Here is a 17,833-nt window from a genome sequence, read left to right as displayed (position 1 = left end):
ATATTTACGAGCCAATTGTCTGATTGGTGTTCCTTCTTCGAGATGTTCTCGAAGAACTACCTTCTTAAGTTCTTTGGTGTAATGATTATTTTTAGATTTGGTTTGAATTCCTGAAAGACCATATTCTTGGTATCTAAGGATTTTCTGACCGAAGGTCGAATCACTTAATAATAAACCATAATCTTCACTTAACTCTCTAAAACTTTTTCCTTCTTCAAGATATAACAGAATATATCGCTCAAGTTCTTGAGCCGTATGTTTACTGTTTGAACGCACAAAAAAATCCCCCTAAAGTAGTTTTACTTTTTAAAGTGTCTACTTTAGGGGGAGCATATCAAGTCACTCAAAGTTCGTCCTTTTTGTCTTTTTGTTCATTTTTTCGTTTCAGCGGCAGGTGAACGGTAAAGGTGGTGCCCAGCCCTATTTTACTGTCCAATGAAATGCTGCCATTAAAGTTTTCCACTAGATATTTTACAATCGACAAGCCCAAACCGGTTCCGCCGGCATTCCGGCTACGGGCTTTATCGACCCGGTAAAACCGCTCGAAGACACGGCTCTGTTCGTCTTCCGGGATGCCGATCCCATTGTCTTCTACGTGGATGACCGCTTCGTCCCCTTCGACTCCAAGCGCCACTTTCACATACCCCTTTTCAGGTGTATACGTCACCGCATTGTTAATCAAATTCAATAAAATCTGTTTCAACAGATTTTCATCGCCTTCGATTTCTACTGGTGTCTTTTCTTCAATTTCCAAAGAAATCTCTTTGGACTCTGCTTTTTGGCGCACGATTTGGAACGTGGCTTCCACGATTTCCCGTATGGATATGGTCTCGATTTCCATCTGTACGGTCCGGTGCTCCAATTTCGAAAGCTGCAGGATGTCGCGGACCATGGAATCCAGACGGATGCTTTCTTTGTGCATGATCGTCAAAAATTCCACCAATATTTCTTTGTCTTCCATCGCCCCGTCCAACAGAGTCTCTGTGAAACCTTTAAGAGCCGTCACGGGTGTCCGCAACTCATGGGAAGCATTGGCGACGAAATCTGTCCGCACCTTTTCAAGGCGTCGAATTTCCGTGATGTCATACAGAAGAACGATAAAATTGACTTCTCCCGGATGGTCGCCCGCGATAGGAACCACGTTTGCGTCCAACACTTTGTTGTCGACCTCAAACAAGGAAATCTCATCGTTTTGTGTTTGATGGGTTCGATACGCATCCTCAATCAATGTGGTGATGCCGTAACTTTTGATCACTTCCACGTACGGCCGGCCCACGCCGGCATACAAATCCATTTCCAGAATCTCACTCATGGCCGGGTTCACAATTTGTACGTTTCGGTCATTATCGAGAAGCATCACTCCGATGATCAAATGATTGATCAACTCGCGCATTTGTTCATCGTTTTGAGTGATTTCCTGCATCTGGCTTTCCAAGTTGTCAGCCAGTTCATTGACTGCCTGCCCCAACGCATCAATCTCTTCATAGGACCGGTCTGTGTACCGTGCGTCATACTGCTGGTTGGAGAGACGTTGGGCTACACGCCCGATTTCACTGATTGGCCGGGAAAGTTCACGTGTCCAATAAGCTGTGAAAAGAACCGCCAGGAGCAATGAGACAAAGACAAACAATAACAAGTAGCGCTGAACTTGGGAAATGACTTCCTCCATCTCATCGATTGGTTTGGACAGACGCAGCACACCGACTCGTGTGCCTACTTCTGAGAACAGCGGCTGGGCGACATAATACAACTGTTTTCCCGTGGTGGCACTTGTCCGTACGTCTCTTCCCACTTCGCCTTGGTTTAAGACGGCACTCACTTCCGGACGGTTGCCGTGGTTATCCAGAGTAGAAGAATCGGCGTGGGAGTCAAAAACCACGTTTCCTTCCAAGTCGATCAATGTCACGCGTTCGTTGACGGCATCTGCTGTCCGCTGCATCCGTCCATTCAGTGATGCCAAATCTGATTGCGGTCCGATCATTCCATTCAATTGTGACGTCAGTGTGGTGAGTTGTGCACGCAAATCTTCTCCTTGTTGTTCGATACTCCGCTCTTCCATCAGCTGCGTGGTGGTCATACTGAAAACCAATGAGAAGAGGGAAAATATTGCCAGGAAAAGAAAGACGATTCGCAGTTGAAGCTTTTTCATTTCTCAGGTTCCTCGATTTTGTATCCAAAACCGCGGGCTGTCCGAATGTAGGCAGGCTTTTTGGTGTCTTGTTCAATTTTTTCCCGCAAATGACTGATGTGAACGTCCACGATGCGGGTTCCGCCCGTATAATCGTAATTCCAAATGGCATTCAACAGTTGTTCCCGGCTCAAAATACGGTTTTTCCGTTTGGCCATGTACAACAATAATTCAAACTCTTTGGGTGTCAGTTCAATCGCTTCTCCACGAACAAACACTTCATATTTTTCAGGGAATATTCTCAATTCGCCGATTTCCAAAATATCATCAGAATCTTCTTTCGTTTCCGTCCCGGCGCTTTCCGCATTGGCGCTTCTTCTGAAAATGGCTTTCATACGGGCCAATACTTCCCGCGGACTGAACGGCTTGGTCATATAATCATCCGCTCCGAGTTCCAGACCGATGATGGTGTCCAACTCATCGTCTTTTGCCGTCAGCATCAAAATCGGTGTTTCCACCTTTTCCTGTCTCAATTCTCTGCAAACGTCCATGCCGTCTTTTTTCGGCAACATCAAATCCAAGATAATAAAGTCATAATCATTGGCACGTGCCATATCGAACCCTTCTTGTCCGTCCATAGCCGTGTCCACTTCATATCCTTCTTTTTCCAAGTTGAACGACAATAGCGTCACAATGGATTGTTCATCATCCACAATCAAGACTTTTTTCACTCTCTTGATCCTCACTTTCTATACTTTCGCCGTCAAGCGTAACTGACATCTGATAAAATAACAATCCCCAAATCATGGGGAGAATCATCGTAAATGGCAGTCTCTGCCAAACGGATTTCACCATCCGGTCGTTTGATCCGGAGGTGGCAATAGACTCGATTTTCAGCCAGTGCCTGGTAGAAATCATCTGAATCATCAATTTCTTTGTTGTTGCAGGTCAAGATGGTGTCCCCAATACTCAATTCCATCTTTTCAGCCGGTGTCCCAGGACGTACAGCGATGACCCGCACGCCTCTTTCGGCAGGTCCGAATTGGAATGTCCACTTTCTTTCGCGTAGACGGTGACGGTACAATACGGTAAATCCGCCGACCATCAGCAACAGCAGTCCAATCCATGCCGCATGCACAAACCAGATAGAGGCGGCAAAAGCAAGGATACCGCCAATGGCGACCCACATAAATTCTTGAACCAGTTTTTTTGTCGCTTCACTTGGAAGTTGTGCTTGAACAGTGTAGCGTAACCCCATCAATACCGGCAAGAGGAAAAAGGAGAAGGTTTGATTGCCGATGGAAAAAACCGGCCACCAATCGAACAGCGCTCCAAAACTTTTCCCAGGAACCACCAACAACAATGGCGCTACCCAAAACGGGGTCATACGAAAACGCGCCACTACCTTCCCTCTTTTCGAAACCATGAATCGAGGAGAATAGCGGTTTTTCTCATTTTTAGGCAGTTGTATGATACTGGAAATAATCAACAACACCCCTAATATCAAGACAGATTGACTCATTGCCAAAGCGGTTCCCGCCCCTGAAGTCAATGGACTATGCCAATTTTCTGGAAGAAAAGGGACCGCCCCTTCCGGCAGAACCAGCGATGCTCCCAACAAAAGGAGAGATGTCAACGAGAAGGTAAACATCGGATGAATAAATCGCAGCCCCATCCCGAAACTTAACAAAGTGATGAGTTGATACAACACAATCCAATCCAACGTTACCGGCATGCCGACCAAGACGCTGACAAGCGACAGCCCTATGCCGATCGGGATTCCCCAAAGCAAATATCGCATTAATTCTACACTGTCTCTATAAATGGCGGTTCGCATAAACTGACGTTCGTACCGTACCCGTCGTTGACTGGACCAAATCGCAATGCCCAACCCGGCGAGGAATGCCGGCTGGATGAAGAACAACCCCAGCGCAACCAAAAAACTTCTTACCATTCTTCCACCTGCTTCCTAGACTTCTTCCATTCGTTTCATAAAAAGGCTTTATCTACTGTTTATTCTACTTGAGAGACAAGCCCACTCTTCTTATTCTAGCAAATCGCCAAAAGATAATCACCCTCTTCTTCAAACGCTTCTTGAGTCCCGTCTCATTCTGCACACAAAAAAAGCCCGGCAACGCACCGGGCCCATAATCTTTTATCGTGTTGTACGTCCCTTATCCCCAAGGGTTTTCAAACAAACGGGTGTTTTTGATGTCTTCCACCGTTTGTGTTCCTGACAACTGCATAACGCGGATCAAGTCTTGGTGGAAGTAATCAAAGACAGATTTCACGCCTTTCCAACCGCCGAGAGCCAATCCGTAAAGCGCCGGACGACCGATGGCCACCACGTCTGCGCCTGAGGCAATAGCTTTGAAGACATGCTCTCCACGACGGATTCCACTGTCAAAGACAATCGGCACCCGCTTTTGAACAGCCTCTGCAATGCCCGGCAGGGTGTCGAAAGAGCCCGGCGCCCCATCCAACTGGCGTCCGCCGTGGTTGGAAACCCAAATACCGGACGCACCGGCTCCGATGGCAATGTTGGCATCATCAGGGGATTGGATGCCTTTCACAAATACTGGGAGTCCGGAATAGGAAGCCAAAAAATCGACATCGCGCGGGCTGATTTTTTGTTTGGATTGAGCGTAGATGTTGTTGAGGGACATATTTTTTCCTGTCCCCGTCAGGTAGCGCGAAACGATCGGCATGCCAAACGGATAGACGAATTTGTTGCGCACATCTTTTTCACGGTTTCCGCTCAAGGTTGCATCCGCCGTCAAGATGATGGCTGTCGCGCCGTCTGCTATTGCTTCATCCACAATGTCTTTGTTCAAGCCGTCGTCTTTACTCATGTACAGTTGGAACCAACGCGGGCTGCCATTCAAACCTTCTTCGATTTCTTTGAATGAAGCACCAGAATAAGCACTGATGGACATGATAGTACCGAACTCTGAGACCCCGCGGGCTGTTCCCGCTTCTTTCGTTTCGTGTGCCAACCCGTGCGCAGCGATCGGAGCCATGATAAACGGCGCCTTGATGTCTGTTCCCAAAATCGACGTGGAAGTGTCCGGGTTTTCCACATCCGCCATTACACGCGGCACAATGTTTCTGTGATTGAACGATTCGATGTTTTGCTTTTTCGTATACTCGTCTCCGGAAGCGCCTGATATGTAGTCATACCCGCCCTTTGGCACAATTTTTTCTGCTTCTTTTTCCAATTCGTATACGTTTACAATTTCCAATTCTTTGATCTCTGTTGGTGCATCATATGGAATCACATTCTCTGCCATACTTATTCCTCCTCAAATTTTAGATAACGACTTTATTATAAAGCGTTATCGACATCAAATCAAGCTAACTACTGACCACTTTTTACACAGTGGAATTTTTTCTTCCCAGCACAGAATTTTTTTCAACGCTTCATCTAGTTCAGCGCTTTTCAAGCTGTTTTTTCCGTGAAAATTGTGCTAGTCTTACTAGTGAGGTTTATTTTCTTCAACTTAACTTATTCGTTTGGTCGTTTTTTCAAAACTTAAGGAGGGTACACGCTTGAGAATCATCAAACAACTGTTTTGGATTTTTGTCTTTTCTTTCGCGGGTGAACTGATTTCTTCTGTTCTTCCCATCACCGTCCCTGGAAGTGTTCTTGGAATGGTTCTGCTTTTTTTCTTTCTTCATTTTGGCTGGATTAAAATGGAGCAGGTCGAAGAAGTCGGCAATTGGTTGACGGACAACATGGCTATTTTCTTTGTCCCCGCCGGAGTCGCGTTGATGACCAACTTCGATGTCTTAGCGGATACGTGGTGGCAAATTTTGATCATCATGTTGGTGTCCACTGTGTTCATGATGGTTTTTGTCGGCAAAGTGGTTCAAAGCGTCAAGCAGCGGACCGAGAAAAAAGCAAACCAGGAGGGAATACATAATGATTGAATTACTGACGTCCACCCCTATGTTCGGCATTGTGGCTTCCGTTGGATTTTACTTGTTGGGTGTAGCTTTCCACAGACGTTGGCCGATTGCCATTTTCACTCCCTTGGTTTTTTCCATCGGCGTCATCATTGTCCTGCTTTTGGTGTTTGATATTCCGTATGAAACATACAATGAAGGCGGACAATTCATCAACTTATTCGTCACTCCGGCCACTGTGGCGTTGGCGATTCGGTTGGAGAAAAACTTTGACTACTTGAAGAATTACTATCAATCCATTCTGCTTGGCATCTTTTTTGGTGTTCTGGCGCACACCATCGTGATTGTGCTGTTGGCATGGTTGTTCCAATTCAACCAAGAACTCTTTGCAACGCTGATTCCAAAATCCATCACCACCGCTATCGCGGTCGGCGTTTCGGAATCTCTCGGCGGCCTTCCTTCGCTCACCGTAGCGATAGTCGTATTGACAGGAATTGTAGGCGCCATTGTGGGTCCGCCGCTTTTCAAACTCTTCCAGATCACCGATCCAGTCGCTCAAGGAATCGCCATGGGAAGCAGTTCGCATGCGATGGGGACCACCAAAGCCATCGAATTGGGTGAAGTCCAAGGCGCCATGTCAGGCTTGGCGATTGTTGTGACCGGGATTGTAGTCGTCATCATCGTCCCTGTCGCTATGGCGGCTGTCAATGCCCTGTTCTTTTAACACCGACGATAAGCCCACACGAAAAAGCAGGCTGCTTGATGATAAGCAGCCTGCTTTTTTAGTTCTGTCTATTTGTATCGATGGCAACGAGAAGTGAGACTTGTTTCTGACTGGTCGTGATTGCTTGCTGAAAAGCAGCGGAATCTAAAAAAAGCGTCTCAGTCGAAAATCAACTGAGACGCTTTTTTGAAGAAGAGGCGGGTTATTGCTTTACTGGATGCGTCCGAATCCAACTAAGTGATTCGACCAGTAACCCGTTTCCATGGAAGTGACTTGTACGCCGCCGTTGGTTTGGGTGCTGATAAACTCGCCGTCTCCCAAATAAATGCCCACATGATCCACGCGGCCGGTTTGATTGAAGAAAACCAAATCTCCCGGCTGCGCATCGGTTTGAGTGACATTTTTTGTTGCAGCGTATTGAGCTGCAACGGTACGCGGAATTTCTTTTCCAACTTGTCCGTAGACATAGAAAGTGAATCCGGAATAATCGAATGCTTCTGGCGACGTTCCACCGAAAGCATATGGGACTCCTTCATATTCCTTCGCGATATCCACAACCTTTTGTTGTGCATCATCCACACGAAGGTCTGATGTGGCGCCTTTAACTTCTGAAGCCGTTTGTTTTGTTACGGGAAGAAACGAATTTGGAATCTCCATTTTTCCAACAATACTTGTTGTGTAATTCAATTCGTTTTCTTCCGCAACCACTTCATCCGCCACAGATGGAGCAGTCAGAAAAGCAATGCTTGCTGCTCCCGCCAAGATGAGTTGTCCCAATTTCTTCACGTATATTCCCTCCGATTGTCTTTCCGTTTACAAGTTGTTTAGATTTTCAAGAATCTTCTGATTGATAGTGTAGAGCCCACTGCTCCGATTACAACGCCGATACCCAACAAGAGTGCAGCCAACTGCCACAAGAATGGGTTTGGCGGAAGCAAGGCGAAGTAGGTTCCTGCCAAGTAATTCATAATTTGATCAAACCCGTTGACATACACGATGCTGATGATGGTTACGGGAATCACCGCTCCGATAAAGCCGATTACAGCCCCCTCGATAACAAACGGCCAACGGATAAACCAGTTGGTCGCTCCAACCAATTTCATGATTTCAATTTCGGTCCGGCGGGAGAAAATCGTAATCCGGATAGTGTTGGAAATCAAGAATACAGCTGTCAGAATCAATGCCACGACGACAATCAACCCAACGTTTCTTGCGCCTTCCATCATTTCAAACAATCGATCAGCTGTTGCACCACCGTAGTTCACGTCTGAAACGTAATCCATTTCTTGGATTTGTTCAGCGACTGGCGCCGTGTATTCAGGAGCGGTTGTGTTCACCACGAATACATCGTGGAGTGGGTTGTCGTCCCCTTGGAACAAGGTGAATTCTTCACCGTAGCTTCCCACAACCTGATCCAGCTCGTTTTCCCGGCTGGAGAACTCGACGGTATCTACTTGCTCAAGTTTTGCAATGTTTTCCTGCAGTTCGTTTCTTTGGTCTTCTTCTGCTGCCAAATCAATGTATACACGAACACTGACGTCATTTTCGATATCGTAAGCCAATTTGTTTGCATTCATCAAAACAGCGATGAAACTTCCCACCAACAACAGTGTGACTGCTACTGCACTGACTGCGGCAAGAGACATCCAGCCGTTTCTTTTGATGCTTTTCAGAGACTCTTTGATATGTCTTCCAACTGTTCTAGCCTTCATATCCGTAGTCTCCTTTCATTTCGTCGCGGACAATACGGCCGTTTTCAACTGCCAACACACGGTGTTTCATCTGGTTTACGATTTGGCTGTTGTGTGTGGCCATGATGATGGTCGTACCTTGACTGTTGATTTCTTCCAACAAGTCCATGATTTCCCAAGCTGTTTCCGGGTCCAAGTTCCCTGTCGGCTCGTCGGCGATCAAGACGGAAGGCATGTTTGCAATCGCACGGGCGATGGCCACACGCTGCTGCTCTCCACCTGAAAGTTCGTTCGGGAACATACGGACTTTGTGTTTCAACCCAACAAGGTCCAATACTTCCAACACGCGTTTTTGAATGGTCTTCGGTTGTTTTTCTACAACTTCCATAGCGTACGCCACGTTTTCATATACTGTCAGACGAGGAAGAAGTTTGAAGTCCTGGTAAACTACACCGACGTATCTTCTCAAGAAAGGTACTTGGCTCTCCTTCATATTTACAAGATCAAAATCGCCTACTTTGATGCTGCCTTCTGTAGGAACTTCTTCTCTGTAAATCATTTTGATGAATGTGGATTTCCCAGCCCCACTCGGACCGACCACATAAACAAATTCGCCTTGGTCAATATGGACATTCAATCCACTGACTGCAGTAATACCGTTTGGGTACTTCTTGTAGACATTAGACATCTTTATCATCTATTTATCACCCATCTATTTATTGTTTTTGGTTTATTTTCCAGAGTTACGGTTGCTTCAATCTAATCCTTATTGGCGAACAGTATTGTTTGTCCCAGAGTAAGCAAAAAAGTTGTCTCTTACACGCACGAGACAAACACTTGTTTTTTTATTGGTTCGTCCAAACCTCACCCATTATAGCATTCGGTTAGAAAATGTCTGTATTTTTCTTGTTACAAAATTGTTTCAACCTGAGATGAATTTGGTATTTTCAGAAAAAAGTCGCCCTTTTCGAAAAATTGGTCCATTCCAATGCATTAATAAATACTACTTTATTTTTTGTATAAAACCATTAACATCAGCGTTTTCATCGTTTTCAAATGTATAAAAATAAAAAAACTTTTCTATATTTCTTTCTTGTAACAAAAATGAAAAAAACTGCCAAACCAGATATTTGACAGCTTTTTGACATTTGTTTATACAGAAAGTTGGCTTTTCAAATAGGCTTCGATAAACAGACCGATTTCCCCGTCCATCACCGCATCGACATTTCCTGTTTCGGTGTCTGTACGGTGGTCTTTGACCATCGAATATGGGTGGAAAACATAGGAGCGTATTTGAGATCCCCAGCCAATTTCCAACTGTTCGCCTCTCAAAGCAGCCATTTCTTTTTCTTTTTCTTCGATTTCACGTTGATGTAGTTTTGCTTTCAACATGTTCATCGCTTGCTCCCGGTTTTTCAACTGGGAACGTCCGGCTTGACTGGATGTGACGATGCCGGTTGGAAGGTGGGTGATACGGACAGCCGACTCTGTTTTGTTGATGTGCTGTCCACCAGCTCCGCTGGCTCTGAACGTGTCGATGCGCAACTCTTCCGGGTTGATATCAATTTCGATGTCGTCATCAATCTCTGGAACCACATCCACAGAAACAAAGGACGTATGACGGCGTCCCGCAGAGTCAAACGGCGAAATCCGGACGAGACGGTGAACCCCTTTTTCTGCTTTCAAGTAACCGTACGCGTTGTGTCCCTTGATCAACAAGGTGGCACTCTTGATTCCTGCTTCGTCTCCGTCTTGGTAATCGATCATTTCCACTTGGAACGCACGTTTCTCCGCCCAGCGCGTGTACATTCGAAGCAGCATGCTGCCCCAGTCCTGGGATTCGGTTCCGCCCGCTCCTGGATGGATTTCCAAAATGGCATTGTTTTTGTCGTACGGATCATCCAACAACAATTCCAACTCAAACGCTTCAAGCTCTTCTTTCAGCGATTGAACCCCCGCTTCCAATTCTGCACGGATATCCGGGTCGTCTTCTTCCTGCAGCATCTCTTCCATTGTCCGAAGTTCTTCCAGTTGGTTTTCCAATGCTTTGAAACGATTGAATTTGTCTTTTACCACATTGGCTTCGTTGATGAGCTCCTGCGCTTTTTGAGAGTCATCCCAAAAAGTCGGTTCGGCCATCCGCTCATTGTACTCCGCAATGTCTTGTTCCATCGCTTCTAAGTCAAAGAGACCCCCTGAAGCTGTTTAATTTTTGGTCGGCCTGCGCCATGAGGTTTCTGATTACGTTGTTTTCCATAGTGGTTCCTCCTAAAAATGTTTTCTTACAATAGTATAGCGGATTATCGCAGAAAAAACACGTAGGACGAAAACCGTCCGACGCGTTTTCCCTTCATTTCTGGTTGGTTGTTACTTTCCGCTTGTTTGCGGGTTTTGATTGGTCAAGCGTACCGGGCCTTTTTTCTGTTTGTGTCCGGTCATCTGGTTGGCTCCTGCGGCTGAAGGAATTTGCTTATCCCCAACTTGTTCCCGCTGCAAGTTTTGACGAATTTGAGCTTTCATCAACAAGCGCGTCACATCATAGTCAATTGAAGCGATCATCTCTTCAAACATCTTGAACCCTTCTTGCTGGTATTCCGTCAGCGGGTTGGTCTGTCCGTATGAGCGCAAACCGATCCCTTGACGCAATTGGTCCATTTGGTCGATGTGGTCAGTCCATTTGCTGTCCACGACACGCAGGATAACCACTTTTTCAAACTCCAACAGTTGGTCTTCTCCATTCAACTGGCTTTCTTTTTCCGCGTAAACCTCTTTTGCCAGTTCAATCAGATGGTCCTCAATCTGCTGGGCCGTTTTCCCTTGCAAGTCTTCCACACTGATTTTCTCCGGATGCACGAGAGAAGCGTGGGCAAAGTCCACGATGTCTTTCAATTCCCACTCGGATTCCGGTCCTTGTGTGTTCGCTTGAACAATCCGTTGAATCGTACGGCGGATCATCGGAACTGTCACAAATTTAAGCGAGTCTTCTGCCATGATGACTTCTTGGCGCTGGGCATAAATCACTTCCCGTTGTTCACGCATGACATCATCGTATTTCAACACGTTCCGGCGGATATCGTAGTTGTTTCCTTCCACCCGTTTTTGTGCCGATTCCACTTGCCGTGTGATCATGCGGCTTTGGATGACGGCATCTTCTTCCGAAATTTTTAACTGTTCAAGAACCATTCGAATCCGCTCAGAACCAAAGCGTCTCATCAATTCATCTTCCAGAGACAAGTAGAATTGGGACACTCCTGGATCTCCCTGACGGCCGGCCCGTCCACGCAGCTGGTTGTCAATACGGCGTGATTCATGGCGTTCAGTCCCGATAACGGCCAATCCGCCCAGTTCTTTCACCCCAGGGCCCAACTTGATGTCGGTTCCCCGTCCGGCCATGTTTGTCGCAATCGTTACAGCGCCTTTTTGCCCTGCAGTGGTAATAATTTCTGCTTCTTTGAAGTGATTTTTCGCATTCAACACTTCATGCGGAACGCCTTCTTGCTTGAGCAGTTGACTGAGAAGTTCAGATGTTTCCACCGCAACGGTTCCTACAAGAACCGGCTGGCCTTTTTCATGCCGTTCTTTGATATCTTGAATGACTGCCTGGAATTTGCTCATCAATGTCGGATACAACAAATCCGGACGGTCATCCCGTTGAATCGGACGGTTGGTCGGGATGGCGATAACGTCCATGTTGTAAATTTCACGGAATTCTTCTTCTTCCGTCTTGGCTGTACCGGTCATTCCGGACAACTTTTTGTACATCCGGAAGAAGTTCTGGAACGTGATGCTCGCCATCGTTTTGGATTCATTTTCGATTTCCACGCCTTCTTTGGCTTCAATCGCTTGGTGCAATCCATCGGAATAGCGACGTCCTTCCATGATGCGTCCGGTAAATTGGTCGACGATTTTCACTTTGCCTTCATCCACCACATAATCCACATCCAGTGTCATGATGTAGTTGGCACGCAATGCTTGATCGATGTGGTGGACCAATGCTTGGTTTTCCAAGTCATACAAGTTTTGAAGACGGAAGGTCTTTTCTGCTTTTTCCATTCCTTCTTCCGTCAATGCGACGGTTTTGGACTGAACATCAATGGTGAAGTCCTCATCTTCTTTCAATCCTTTGACGAAGAAATCACACCGCGTGTACAGAGTGGTCGAGCGGTTGGCCTGCCCTGAAATGATCAACGGTGTCCGTGCTTCATCAATCAAAATGGAGTCCACCTCATCGATGATGGCATAGTTCAACGGACGCTGAACCATCTGTTCTTTGTACACAACCATGTTGTCACGCAAATAGTCGAAGCCCAACTCGTTGTTGGTGCTGTAAGTGATGTCTGCTTGATAGGCTTCCCGTTTTTCATCGGTTGACTTGGAATTCAAGTTCAATCCCACTGTCATGCCCAGCCAACGGTACAGCTCACCCATTTCACTGGCGTCACGGGTAGCCAGGTAATCGTTCACGGTGACCACATGAACGCCTTCTCCACTGAGGGCGTTCAGATAAACCGGCATAGTGGCGGTCAAGGTTTTCCCTTCCCCGGTCTTCATTTCTGCGATGTTTCCTTCATGCAAAGCCATCGCACCCATCAATTGGACACGGAAAGGATACAAACCGAGAACGCGGCGGGCTGCTTCCCGCACTACTGCATACACTTCCGGCAGCATTTGATCCAATGATTCTCCATTTTGATACCGTTGTTGAAATTCCGGTGTTTTGGCCTTTAGTTGCTCATCGGACAAGGCTTCCATCTGTTCTGCATAACCTTCGATGATTTTTGCCGTTTTTTCGTACCGTTTCAATGATTTCTTATCACTATCGAACAGGCTCTTTAAAATGTTGGCCATTTCTCTACCCCTTATTATAAATATCTCATAAAGTATTTTCTTCGCTTAGTTCATTAACTGAATTATAAAGAGGTCTCCCCTCTTATTCAACACACTGGTTCATTTTATCATTATAAAAGGATAAAAAAAAGGTTCATGAAAAAAGAGTTCTTTTTGTTTCACAAATTTTGGGTCTTTTGCGGCCGAAAAAGAGCATACCAAAAATACCCAGAGCGGTTTCTGGGTATTTTTGAGATGCTGTTTTAATTGTGAAGAATCAGTCTGTTTCAATCAAACCGTACTTGCCGTCTTTTCGTTTGTACACGATGCTGGTTCCGTTTGTTTCCGCATCTTCAAAGATGAAGAAATTGTGCCCCAGCATGTCCATCTGCAACACCGCTTCTTCCGCGCCCATCGGCTTCAAGGAGAGACGTTTTGTCCGCACAATGCTGCTTGCCACGTCATTATCTTCCGTTTCGTCGTCTGTTGCAGCATCGAATCCTTGATCGGTGTCCTCCAGAGTAGATTGCGGCACCAATGCGGTACCTCTTGCTTTCCGGTTGATTTTTGTTTTGTATTTTCTCATTTGTCTTTCTAATTTGTCCACGACCAAATCAATACTGCCGTACAAATCTGGGGATGTTTCTTCCGCACGTAAGACGATATATGGAAGCGGAATGGTGACTTCCACTTTAGCCGTTTTATCAGAATAAGTTTTCAAGTTCACGTGAGCAGTGGCTTCCGGCACCTTGTCGAAGTACTTTTCAATCTTGCTCACTTTCTTTTCAACATAATCCCGAATGGCTGCTGTTACCTCAATATTCTCGCCGCGGATATTGTATTTTAACATATTCATTTCCCCTTTCACTGATCTTCATCAGAGCAAGCTGGATTGAATGGACCACTCATTCAACTTTGCTTACCTTTATTATAGTTGATAGCGCTTTATAACTCAAGAAAAGCGGGAGGACGAATACTTTTTCAACAGCCTGGTAAGAAAACGGCAATTGAAAACCAGTCAATCGATTTTTCTGTCCCCTCTATTCTTTTGTGTATGATATCAAACCTTGAGAGGAAACTTCCAGTAAAAAGCTTTCGGTTTTTAACGAGCCAGGGTGAGTGTTTGTATCTGTGCGGTTTTTTCTTTTTCCAACACTTCCCGGGCATGGAAAATAGTCCGTCCTGTGGTGTACACATCATCCACAATCAACACCCGTTTGTTTTTTATCTTTTCCTTGAAAGCTTCTTTGATTTGAAACGGCTGGGGGCTGTTCAGTCTCTCCGCCCGTTTTTTCTCGGATTGTTTCTTGCCCCTCCCTATGTGTTCCAGGACAGGAAGAAACGGAATCGACGCCGCCTCCAGGAGGCCTTCCACTTGGTTGAAACCGCGTTTGCGCAAGCTCGCTTCACTGACCGGAATGGGAATGATGATGTCGATTGGTTTCAACGAACGGATCGCTTGCCGAAGATCGGACCGAAAAAAAGAGGCCAAGCGATAATCTCCTTTGAATTTATAGGCTTGCAGCCATTCCCGGAACAATCCTTCATACACATAAAGGGCGATATGTGAAAAGTCTTTATGCGGATACTGTTTCTTCCACTTCAAGCAATCCATGCACCACTCAGCTGTCTTTTGGCTCCGGCTGCATCCGGGACAAGCAATTTCTGGGTCAATCCACACAAGCTTTCGGGCGCATGATTGGCACCGCGCTTCGGGAGTCAGCCTCGAAAAAGAAAACACTCCACTCACCGTCAGCGGTACATGGACGGTTTGTCCGCACCAACAACAACGAGTCATGAATGGATCAGCCCCCTTTTTTTCGCCAAGCGGTTCATCGTGTTGATCTGTTTGACCGCTTTTTTCATTGCCAACGATTTTCCGTAATGAAAAAACAGGATTTCTCCGGAAGGGTGTGCGGGGTGCCGGCCGACTCTTCCGGAGATTTGCACAAGCGCTGATTCTGTAAAAATACGGTCTTCCGCTCCCACGACCAATACATCGATATCCCTGAAGGTGACTCCCCGTTCCAAAATGGTCGTAGTCAGAAGAAACTCAATTTTTTCTTCGCGCATGGCCGTGACTTTTTGTTTCCGCATCGGATCCAAAGAAGACACACTGTCAAACCGGTTATCGGGAAACACATCGCGCAAGGCTTGTTCCACTTGTTTCATCCAGTCAATATTCGGGACAAACACCAGAAACCGCCGTCCTGAAGACAGCAGCCTAGCCATATGACGGACCGGAACTGCCTGTTCGGTGTTTTTCACCATCGTTTTTCTCCAATCTCCCGCCCAAATCATTTTGGGCACCGGTAAAGGATGGCCATGGTAACGGGCCGGCAAGATGGTTGCATCCAGCCGCTTCCTTTTGACCAGTTTTCGCAGATGGCGGTCCGGGGTTGCGGTCAAATAAATCAATGCCGATTGCCTTTTACGGGCTTTTTCCGCCGCAAAATGCAATTCCGGTTCTGTGTCAAAAGGAAAAGCATCGATTTCGTCAATGATCAGCACATCGAACGCTTCTTTGAACCGCAGCAATTGATGTGTGGTGGCCACCACAAGCGGTGTGTAACGGTACGCCTCTTCCATTTCCCCGTACAATACTGCCACGTCCACTCCTTTGAAGGCCGTTTGAAGTCGTGGAGCCAGCTCCAAACAGACGTCGATCCTCGGCGATGCGACCGCCACCCTTTTTCCTTGCTCCAAAGAATGGGCGATACCTTCAAACAACATTTCTGTTTTTCCGGCTCCCGCCACCGCCCAAACCAAGCGCGTGCCGTTTGTTTCCATTGTGTCAACGATGTCTCGGGAAGCCATCGCCTGCTGCTCGGAAAGTGTCCCCTCCCACTTCAGCACCGGTCGTTCAACCGACGGAAAATGATTCGATTCCGGAAGGTGGTACAACAAGCTGCAAGTTTTGATGCGCCCCATCTGCAGACAGCGCAGGCAATACCGGCAGTCCTTTCCACAGCTGCATGGTACCGGGTAATGGTCTTCCCTCCGGCTGCCGCAGCGCACGCACTGCAAAGAGCCGTTTCTGCTTTGGAACCCTTTTTGTGTGTGAGCTGCTTGCAGCACTTCTTCCAGACCCGATTCAATCTCCCTTTCCAGCTCTTCTTTCAACAATTCCCTTCCGTACAAATAGGCCTGTGCCCCTTCTTTCTTCATGCCCCATCCTCCTTGTGATGTCCTACTTTACAATATACGCAAAAAATCCGGTATCTCATGAAAGATACCGGATCATTGATAGATGAATTTACTTTTTCTTGTATTCAGGATCGATGGTCCAAGTCAGACCAAGCGCTTTTTCTCCTACATGGACACCGATGACCGGTCCAAAGTAGCTTAAGTCAAACTTAACGGAAGGATATGTTTTTTCCAACTTCTTCTTCCACTCTGCGCCTTCTTCCGGCGAATTGGCATGCACGATGCTGGCCTGCAGCGGATAGGGGGTGTTTTGAACGGCTTCCTCAAAGAGTTCTTCAATGCGTTTCAACGACTTTTTCTTTGTCCGAATTTTATCGTAGACATCGATTTTCTTGTCTTTGAAATAGAGAACCGGTTTGATTTTCAACAAGGTTCCCACCGTTCCAGCAGTCTGCGAAAGCCGGCCACCTTTGACAAGGTTGGTCAGGTTGTCCACCACAAAATACGTGTCTGTCTCTTCCCGCATCTGGTTCAACACCTGCAAGATCTCTTCCACAGATGCTCCTGCTTGTGCCATTTCGGCAGCTTTTAATGCCAAGAAGCCCTGTGCTGCACAGGTTACTCCCGAGTCATATGGATACACTTGGATGTTTTCCATTGAGTTGGCCACACTGGAAGCATTTTGATACGTTCCGGAAATTTTACTGGATAAATGAATGCTGATGATCGCGTCGTATTCTTTTCCTAAACGTTCGTATAAGGAATAAAAATCTCCCACAGTCGGCTGCGAGCTCGTCGGGAGTCGTTTAACATTGCGGGTCTGGTCAAAAAACTCAGCCGCTGAAATGTCTTCCTCTTCTTTGTATACCTTGTTGTCCATGATGACAGAAAGAGGGATGCGGTAAATGCCTTCTTCTTTATATTGTTCAGGAGTTAAATAAGCTGTACTGTCCGTGACAATCGCGATACTCAACTTCTTCCCTCCTTTCTGGTACTAAGTTGATTCTGGTTAGCGGCAAAAAAATAATATGGTATCATTATACCATAGCTTCATTTTCAATCAACTGAGGAAAGGGGGGCGTATGTGTCAATACTTTGGCGGAAACTTTTCTCTAGAGATGGTAACTCTTCAATTTTAATATTAAAATGGCTCGTTCTGTGTGTTTCATTACCCAAACATTTTCTTCAGTTGTCCCATTGGACTTGATGTGGAACTATAATTAGCTATTTCACCTATTTTAACCCCTATAGAAGGACGATGAATCTTTTTCAAAACAGCTCTAACAGCCCCTTTAAATTCAGGGACAATGGTTTGTTCAAATGCAGGTAGTTCCGCTCTCAAAGCTTCTAAAAGCGTTCCGTTTTTACGAGCTGAAATAATGGAAGCTAAGTTTCCAGCCCCTTTGGCTG

15 protein-coding genes and 2 pseudogenes are annotated in these 17,833 nt (G+C 46.2%); 2 read left to right on the top strand and 15 right to left on the bottom strand.

Annotation, left to right across the window (positions count from 1 at the left end; all coding sequences use genetic code 11):
- The 5 genes and pseudogenes from G470_RS0108050 to G470_RS0108030 form a co-directional block, all read right to left on the bottom strand.
- Nucleotides 1–276: pseudogene (locus G470_RS0108050) on the bottom strand (hypothetical protein); the annotation flags it as partial.
- A 67-nt stretch (nt 277–343) separates the two neighbouring features.
- The gene (gene pnpS / locus G470_RS13115; protein ID WP_051258505.1) at nt 344–2,149 is read right to left on the bottom strand and encodes a two-component system histidine kinase PnpS; all 1,806 of its coding nucleotides are present in this window, start codon (nt 2,147–2,149) and stop codon (nt 344–346) included.
- Entirely contained in the window at nt 2,146–2,859 is a 714-nt protein-coding gene (locus G470_RS0108040) for a response regulator transcription factor (protein ID WP_028274385.1), read from the bottom strand. The genes pnpS and G470_RS0108040 overlap by 4 nt, the downstream gene beginning before the upstream one ends.
- 32 nt (nt 2,860–2,891) lie before the next feature.
- The gene (locus tag G470_RS0108035) at nt 2,892–4,082 is read right to left on the bottom strand and encodes a PDZ domain-containing protein (RefSeq protein ID WP_028274384.1); all 1,191 of its coding nucleotides are present in this window, start codon (nt 4,080–4,082) and stop codon (nt 2,892–2,894) included.
- 220 nt (nt 4,083–4,302) lie between these two features.
- The gene (locus G470_RS0108030; protein ID WP_028274383.1) at nt 4,303–5,418 is read right to left on the bottom strand and encodes an alpha-hydroxy-acid oxidizing protein; all 1,116 of its coding nucleotides are present in this window, start codon (nt 5,416–5,418) and stop codon (nt 4,303–4,305) included.
- Nucleotides 5,419–5,677: 259 nt separating this feature from the next.
- Between G470_RS0108030 and G470_RS0108025 the strand changes: the two genes are divergently transcribed.
- On the top strand, nt 5,678–6,058 hold the full coding sequence (locus G470_RS0108025) for a CidA/LrgA family protein (RefSeq protein ID WP_028274382.1): 381 nt from the start codon (nt 5,678–5,680) through the stop codon (nt 6,056–6,058).
- Nucleotides 6,051–6,758: an LrgB family protein gene (locus G470_RS0108020; RefSeq protein WP_028274381.1), complete on the top strand. Its 708-nt coding sequence runs from the start codon at nt 6,051–6,053 to the stop codon at nt 6,756–6,758. Before G470_RS0108025 ends, G470_RS0108020 begins: the two co-directional genes overlap by 8 nt.
- Before the next feature lie 210 nt (nt 6,759–6,968).
- Here the strand turns inward: G470_RS0108020 and G470_RS13895 are convergent, their stop codons facing one another.
- The 10 genes and pseudogenes from G470_RS13895 to G470_RS14555 form a co-directional block, all read right to left on the bottom strand.
- Nucleotides 6,969–7,544: a C40 family peptidase gene (locus G470_RS13895; RefSeq protein WP_051258504.1), complete on the bottom strand. Its 576-nt coding sequence runs from the start codon at nt 7,542–7,544 to the stop codon at nt 6,969–6,971.
- A gap of 38 nt (nt 7,545–7,582) precedes the next feature.
- Nucleotides 7,583–8,470, bottom strand: a complete 888-nt coding sequence (gene ftsX / locus G470_RS0108010) for a permease-like cell division protein FtsX (RefSeq protein WP_028274380.1) — start codon at nt 8,468–8,470, stop codon at nt 7,583–7,585.
- Nucleotides 8,460–9,146, bottom strand: coding sequence for a cell division ATP-binding protein FtsE (gene ftsE / locus G470_RS0108005; protein ID WP_028274379.1), 687 nt, complete (start codon nt 9,144–9,146; stop codon nt 8,460–8,462). The genes ftsX and ftsE overlap by 11 nt, the downstream gene beginning before the upstream one ends.
- A gap of 455 nt (nt 9,147–9,601) precedes the next feature.
- Nucleotides 9,602–10,706 (bottom strand): peptide chain release factor 2 gene (gene prfB / locus G470_RS0108000; RefSeq protein WP_205617910.1). Its coding sequence is split into 2 segments (ribosomal slippage): nt 9,602–10,633 and nt 10,635–10,706, totalling 1,104 coding nucleotides; the frame shifts between segments, so codons are not numbered across the junction.
- Nucleotides 10,707–10,816: 110 nt separating this feature from the next.
- Nucleotides 10,817–13,297: a preprotein translocase subunit SecA gene (gene secA, locus G470_RS13105; protein ID WP_051258503.1), complete on the bottom strand. Its 2,481-nt coding sequence runs from the start codon at nt 13,295–13,297 to the stop codon at nt 10,817–10,819.
- A gap of 256 nt (nt 13,298–13,553) precedes the next feature.
- Nucleotides 13,554–14,126 (bottom strand): ribosome hibernation-promoting factor, HPF/YfiA family, encoded by a 573-nt coding sequence (gene hpf, locus G470_RS0107990; protein ID WP_028274377.1) that lies wholly within the window; start codon nt 14,124–14,126, stop codon nt 13,554–13,556.
- 252 nt (nt 14,127–14,378) lie between these two features.
- Nucleotides 14,379–14,882: a ComF family protein gene (locus G470_RS0107985; protein ID WP_205617909.1), complete on the bottom strand. Its 504-nt coding sequence runs from the start codon at nt 14,880–14,882 to the stop codon at nt 14,379–14,381.
- A 188-nt stretch (nt 14,883–15,070) separates the two neighbouring features.
- Nucleotides 15,071–16,444, bottom strand: coding sequence for an ATP-dependent helicase ComFA (locus tag G470_RS0107980; RefSeq protein ID WP_028274375.1), 1,374 nt, complete (start codon nt 16,442–16,444; stop codon nt 15,071–15,073).
- Nucleotides 16,445–16,532: 88 nt separating this feature from the next.
- A complete protein-coding gene (locus G470_RS0107975; protein ID WP_028274374.1) occupies nt 16,533–17,396 on the bottom strand; it encodes a DegV family protein in 864 nt (287 codons plus the stop codon).
- Between the two features lie 195 nt (nt 17,397–17,591).
- A pseudogene (locus G470_RS14555) lies at nt 17,592–17,833 on the bottom strand (hypothetical protein); the annotation flags it as partial.

Origin of the sequence: Atopococcus tabaci DSM 17538 (assembly GCF_000429585.1) — a bacterium.
In the GTDB taxonomy this organism is placed as follows: domain Bacteria; phylum Bacillota; class Bacilli; order Lactobacillales; family Carnobacteriaceae_A; genus Atopococcus; species Atopococcus tabaci.
This window is presented reverse-complemented; position numbering and strand designations above follow the sequence as displayed.

Bases quoted from the DNA above. Each gene is read 5' to 3' on its own strand.
- G470_RS0107980 (WP_028274375.1), bottom strand. From the start codon at position 16,444: ATGAAGAAAGAAGGGGCACAGGCCTATTTGTACGGAAGGGAATTGTTG.
- hpf (WP_028274377.1), bottom strand. From the start codon at position 14,126: ATGTTAAAATACAATATCCGCGGCGAGAATATTGAGGTAACAGCAGCC.
- G470_RS0108030 (WP_028274383.1), bottom strand. From the start codon at position 5,418: ATGGCAGAGAATGTGATTCCATATGATGCACCAACAGAGATCAAAGAA.
- G470_RS0108035 (WP_028274384.1), bottom strand. From the start codon at position 4,082: ATGGTAAGAAGTTTTTTGGTTGCGCTGGGGTTGTTCTTCATCCAGCCG.
- pnpS (WP_051258505.1), bottom strand. From the start codon at position 2,149: ATGAAAAAGCTTCAACTGCGAATCGTCTTTCTTTTCCTGGCAATATTT.
- ftsE (WP_028274379.1), bottom strand. From the start codon at position 9,146: ATGATAAAGATGTCTAATGTCTACAAGAAGTACCCAAACGGTATTACT.
- G470_RS0108020 (WP_028274381.1), top strand. From the start codon at position 6,051: ATGATTGAATTACTGACGTCCACCCCTATGTTCGGCATTGTGGCTTCC.
- ftsX (WP_028274380.1), bottom strand. From the start codon at position 8,470: ATGAAGGCTAGAACAGTTGGAAGACATATCAAAGAGTCTCTGAAAAGC.
- secA (WP_051258503.1), bottom strand. From the start codon at position 13,297: ATGGCCAACATTTTAAAGAGCCTGTTCGATAGTGATAAGAAATCATTG.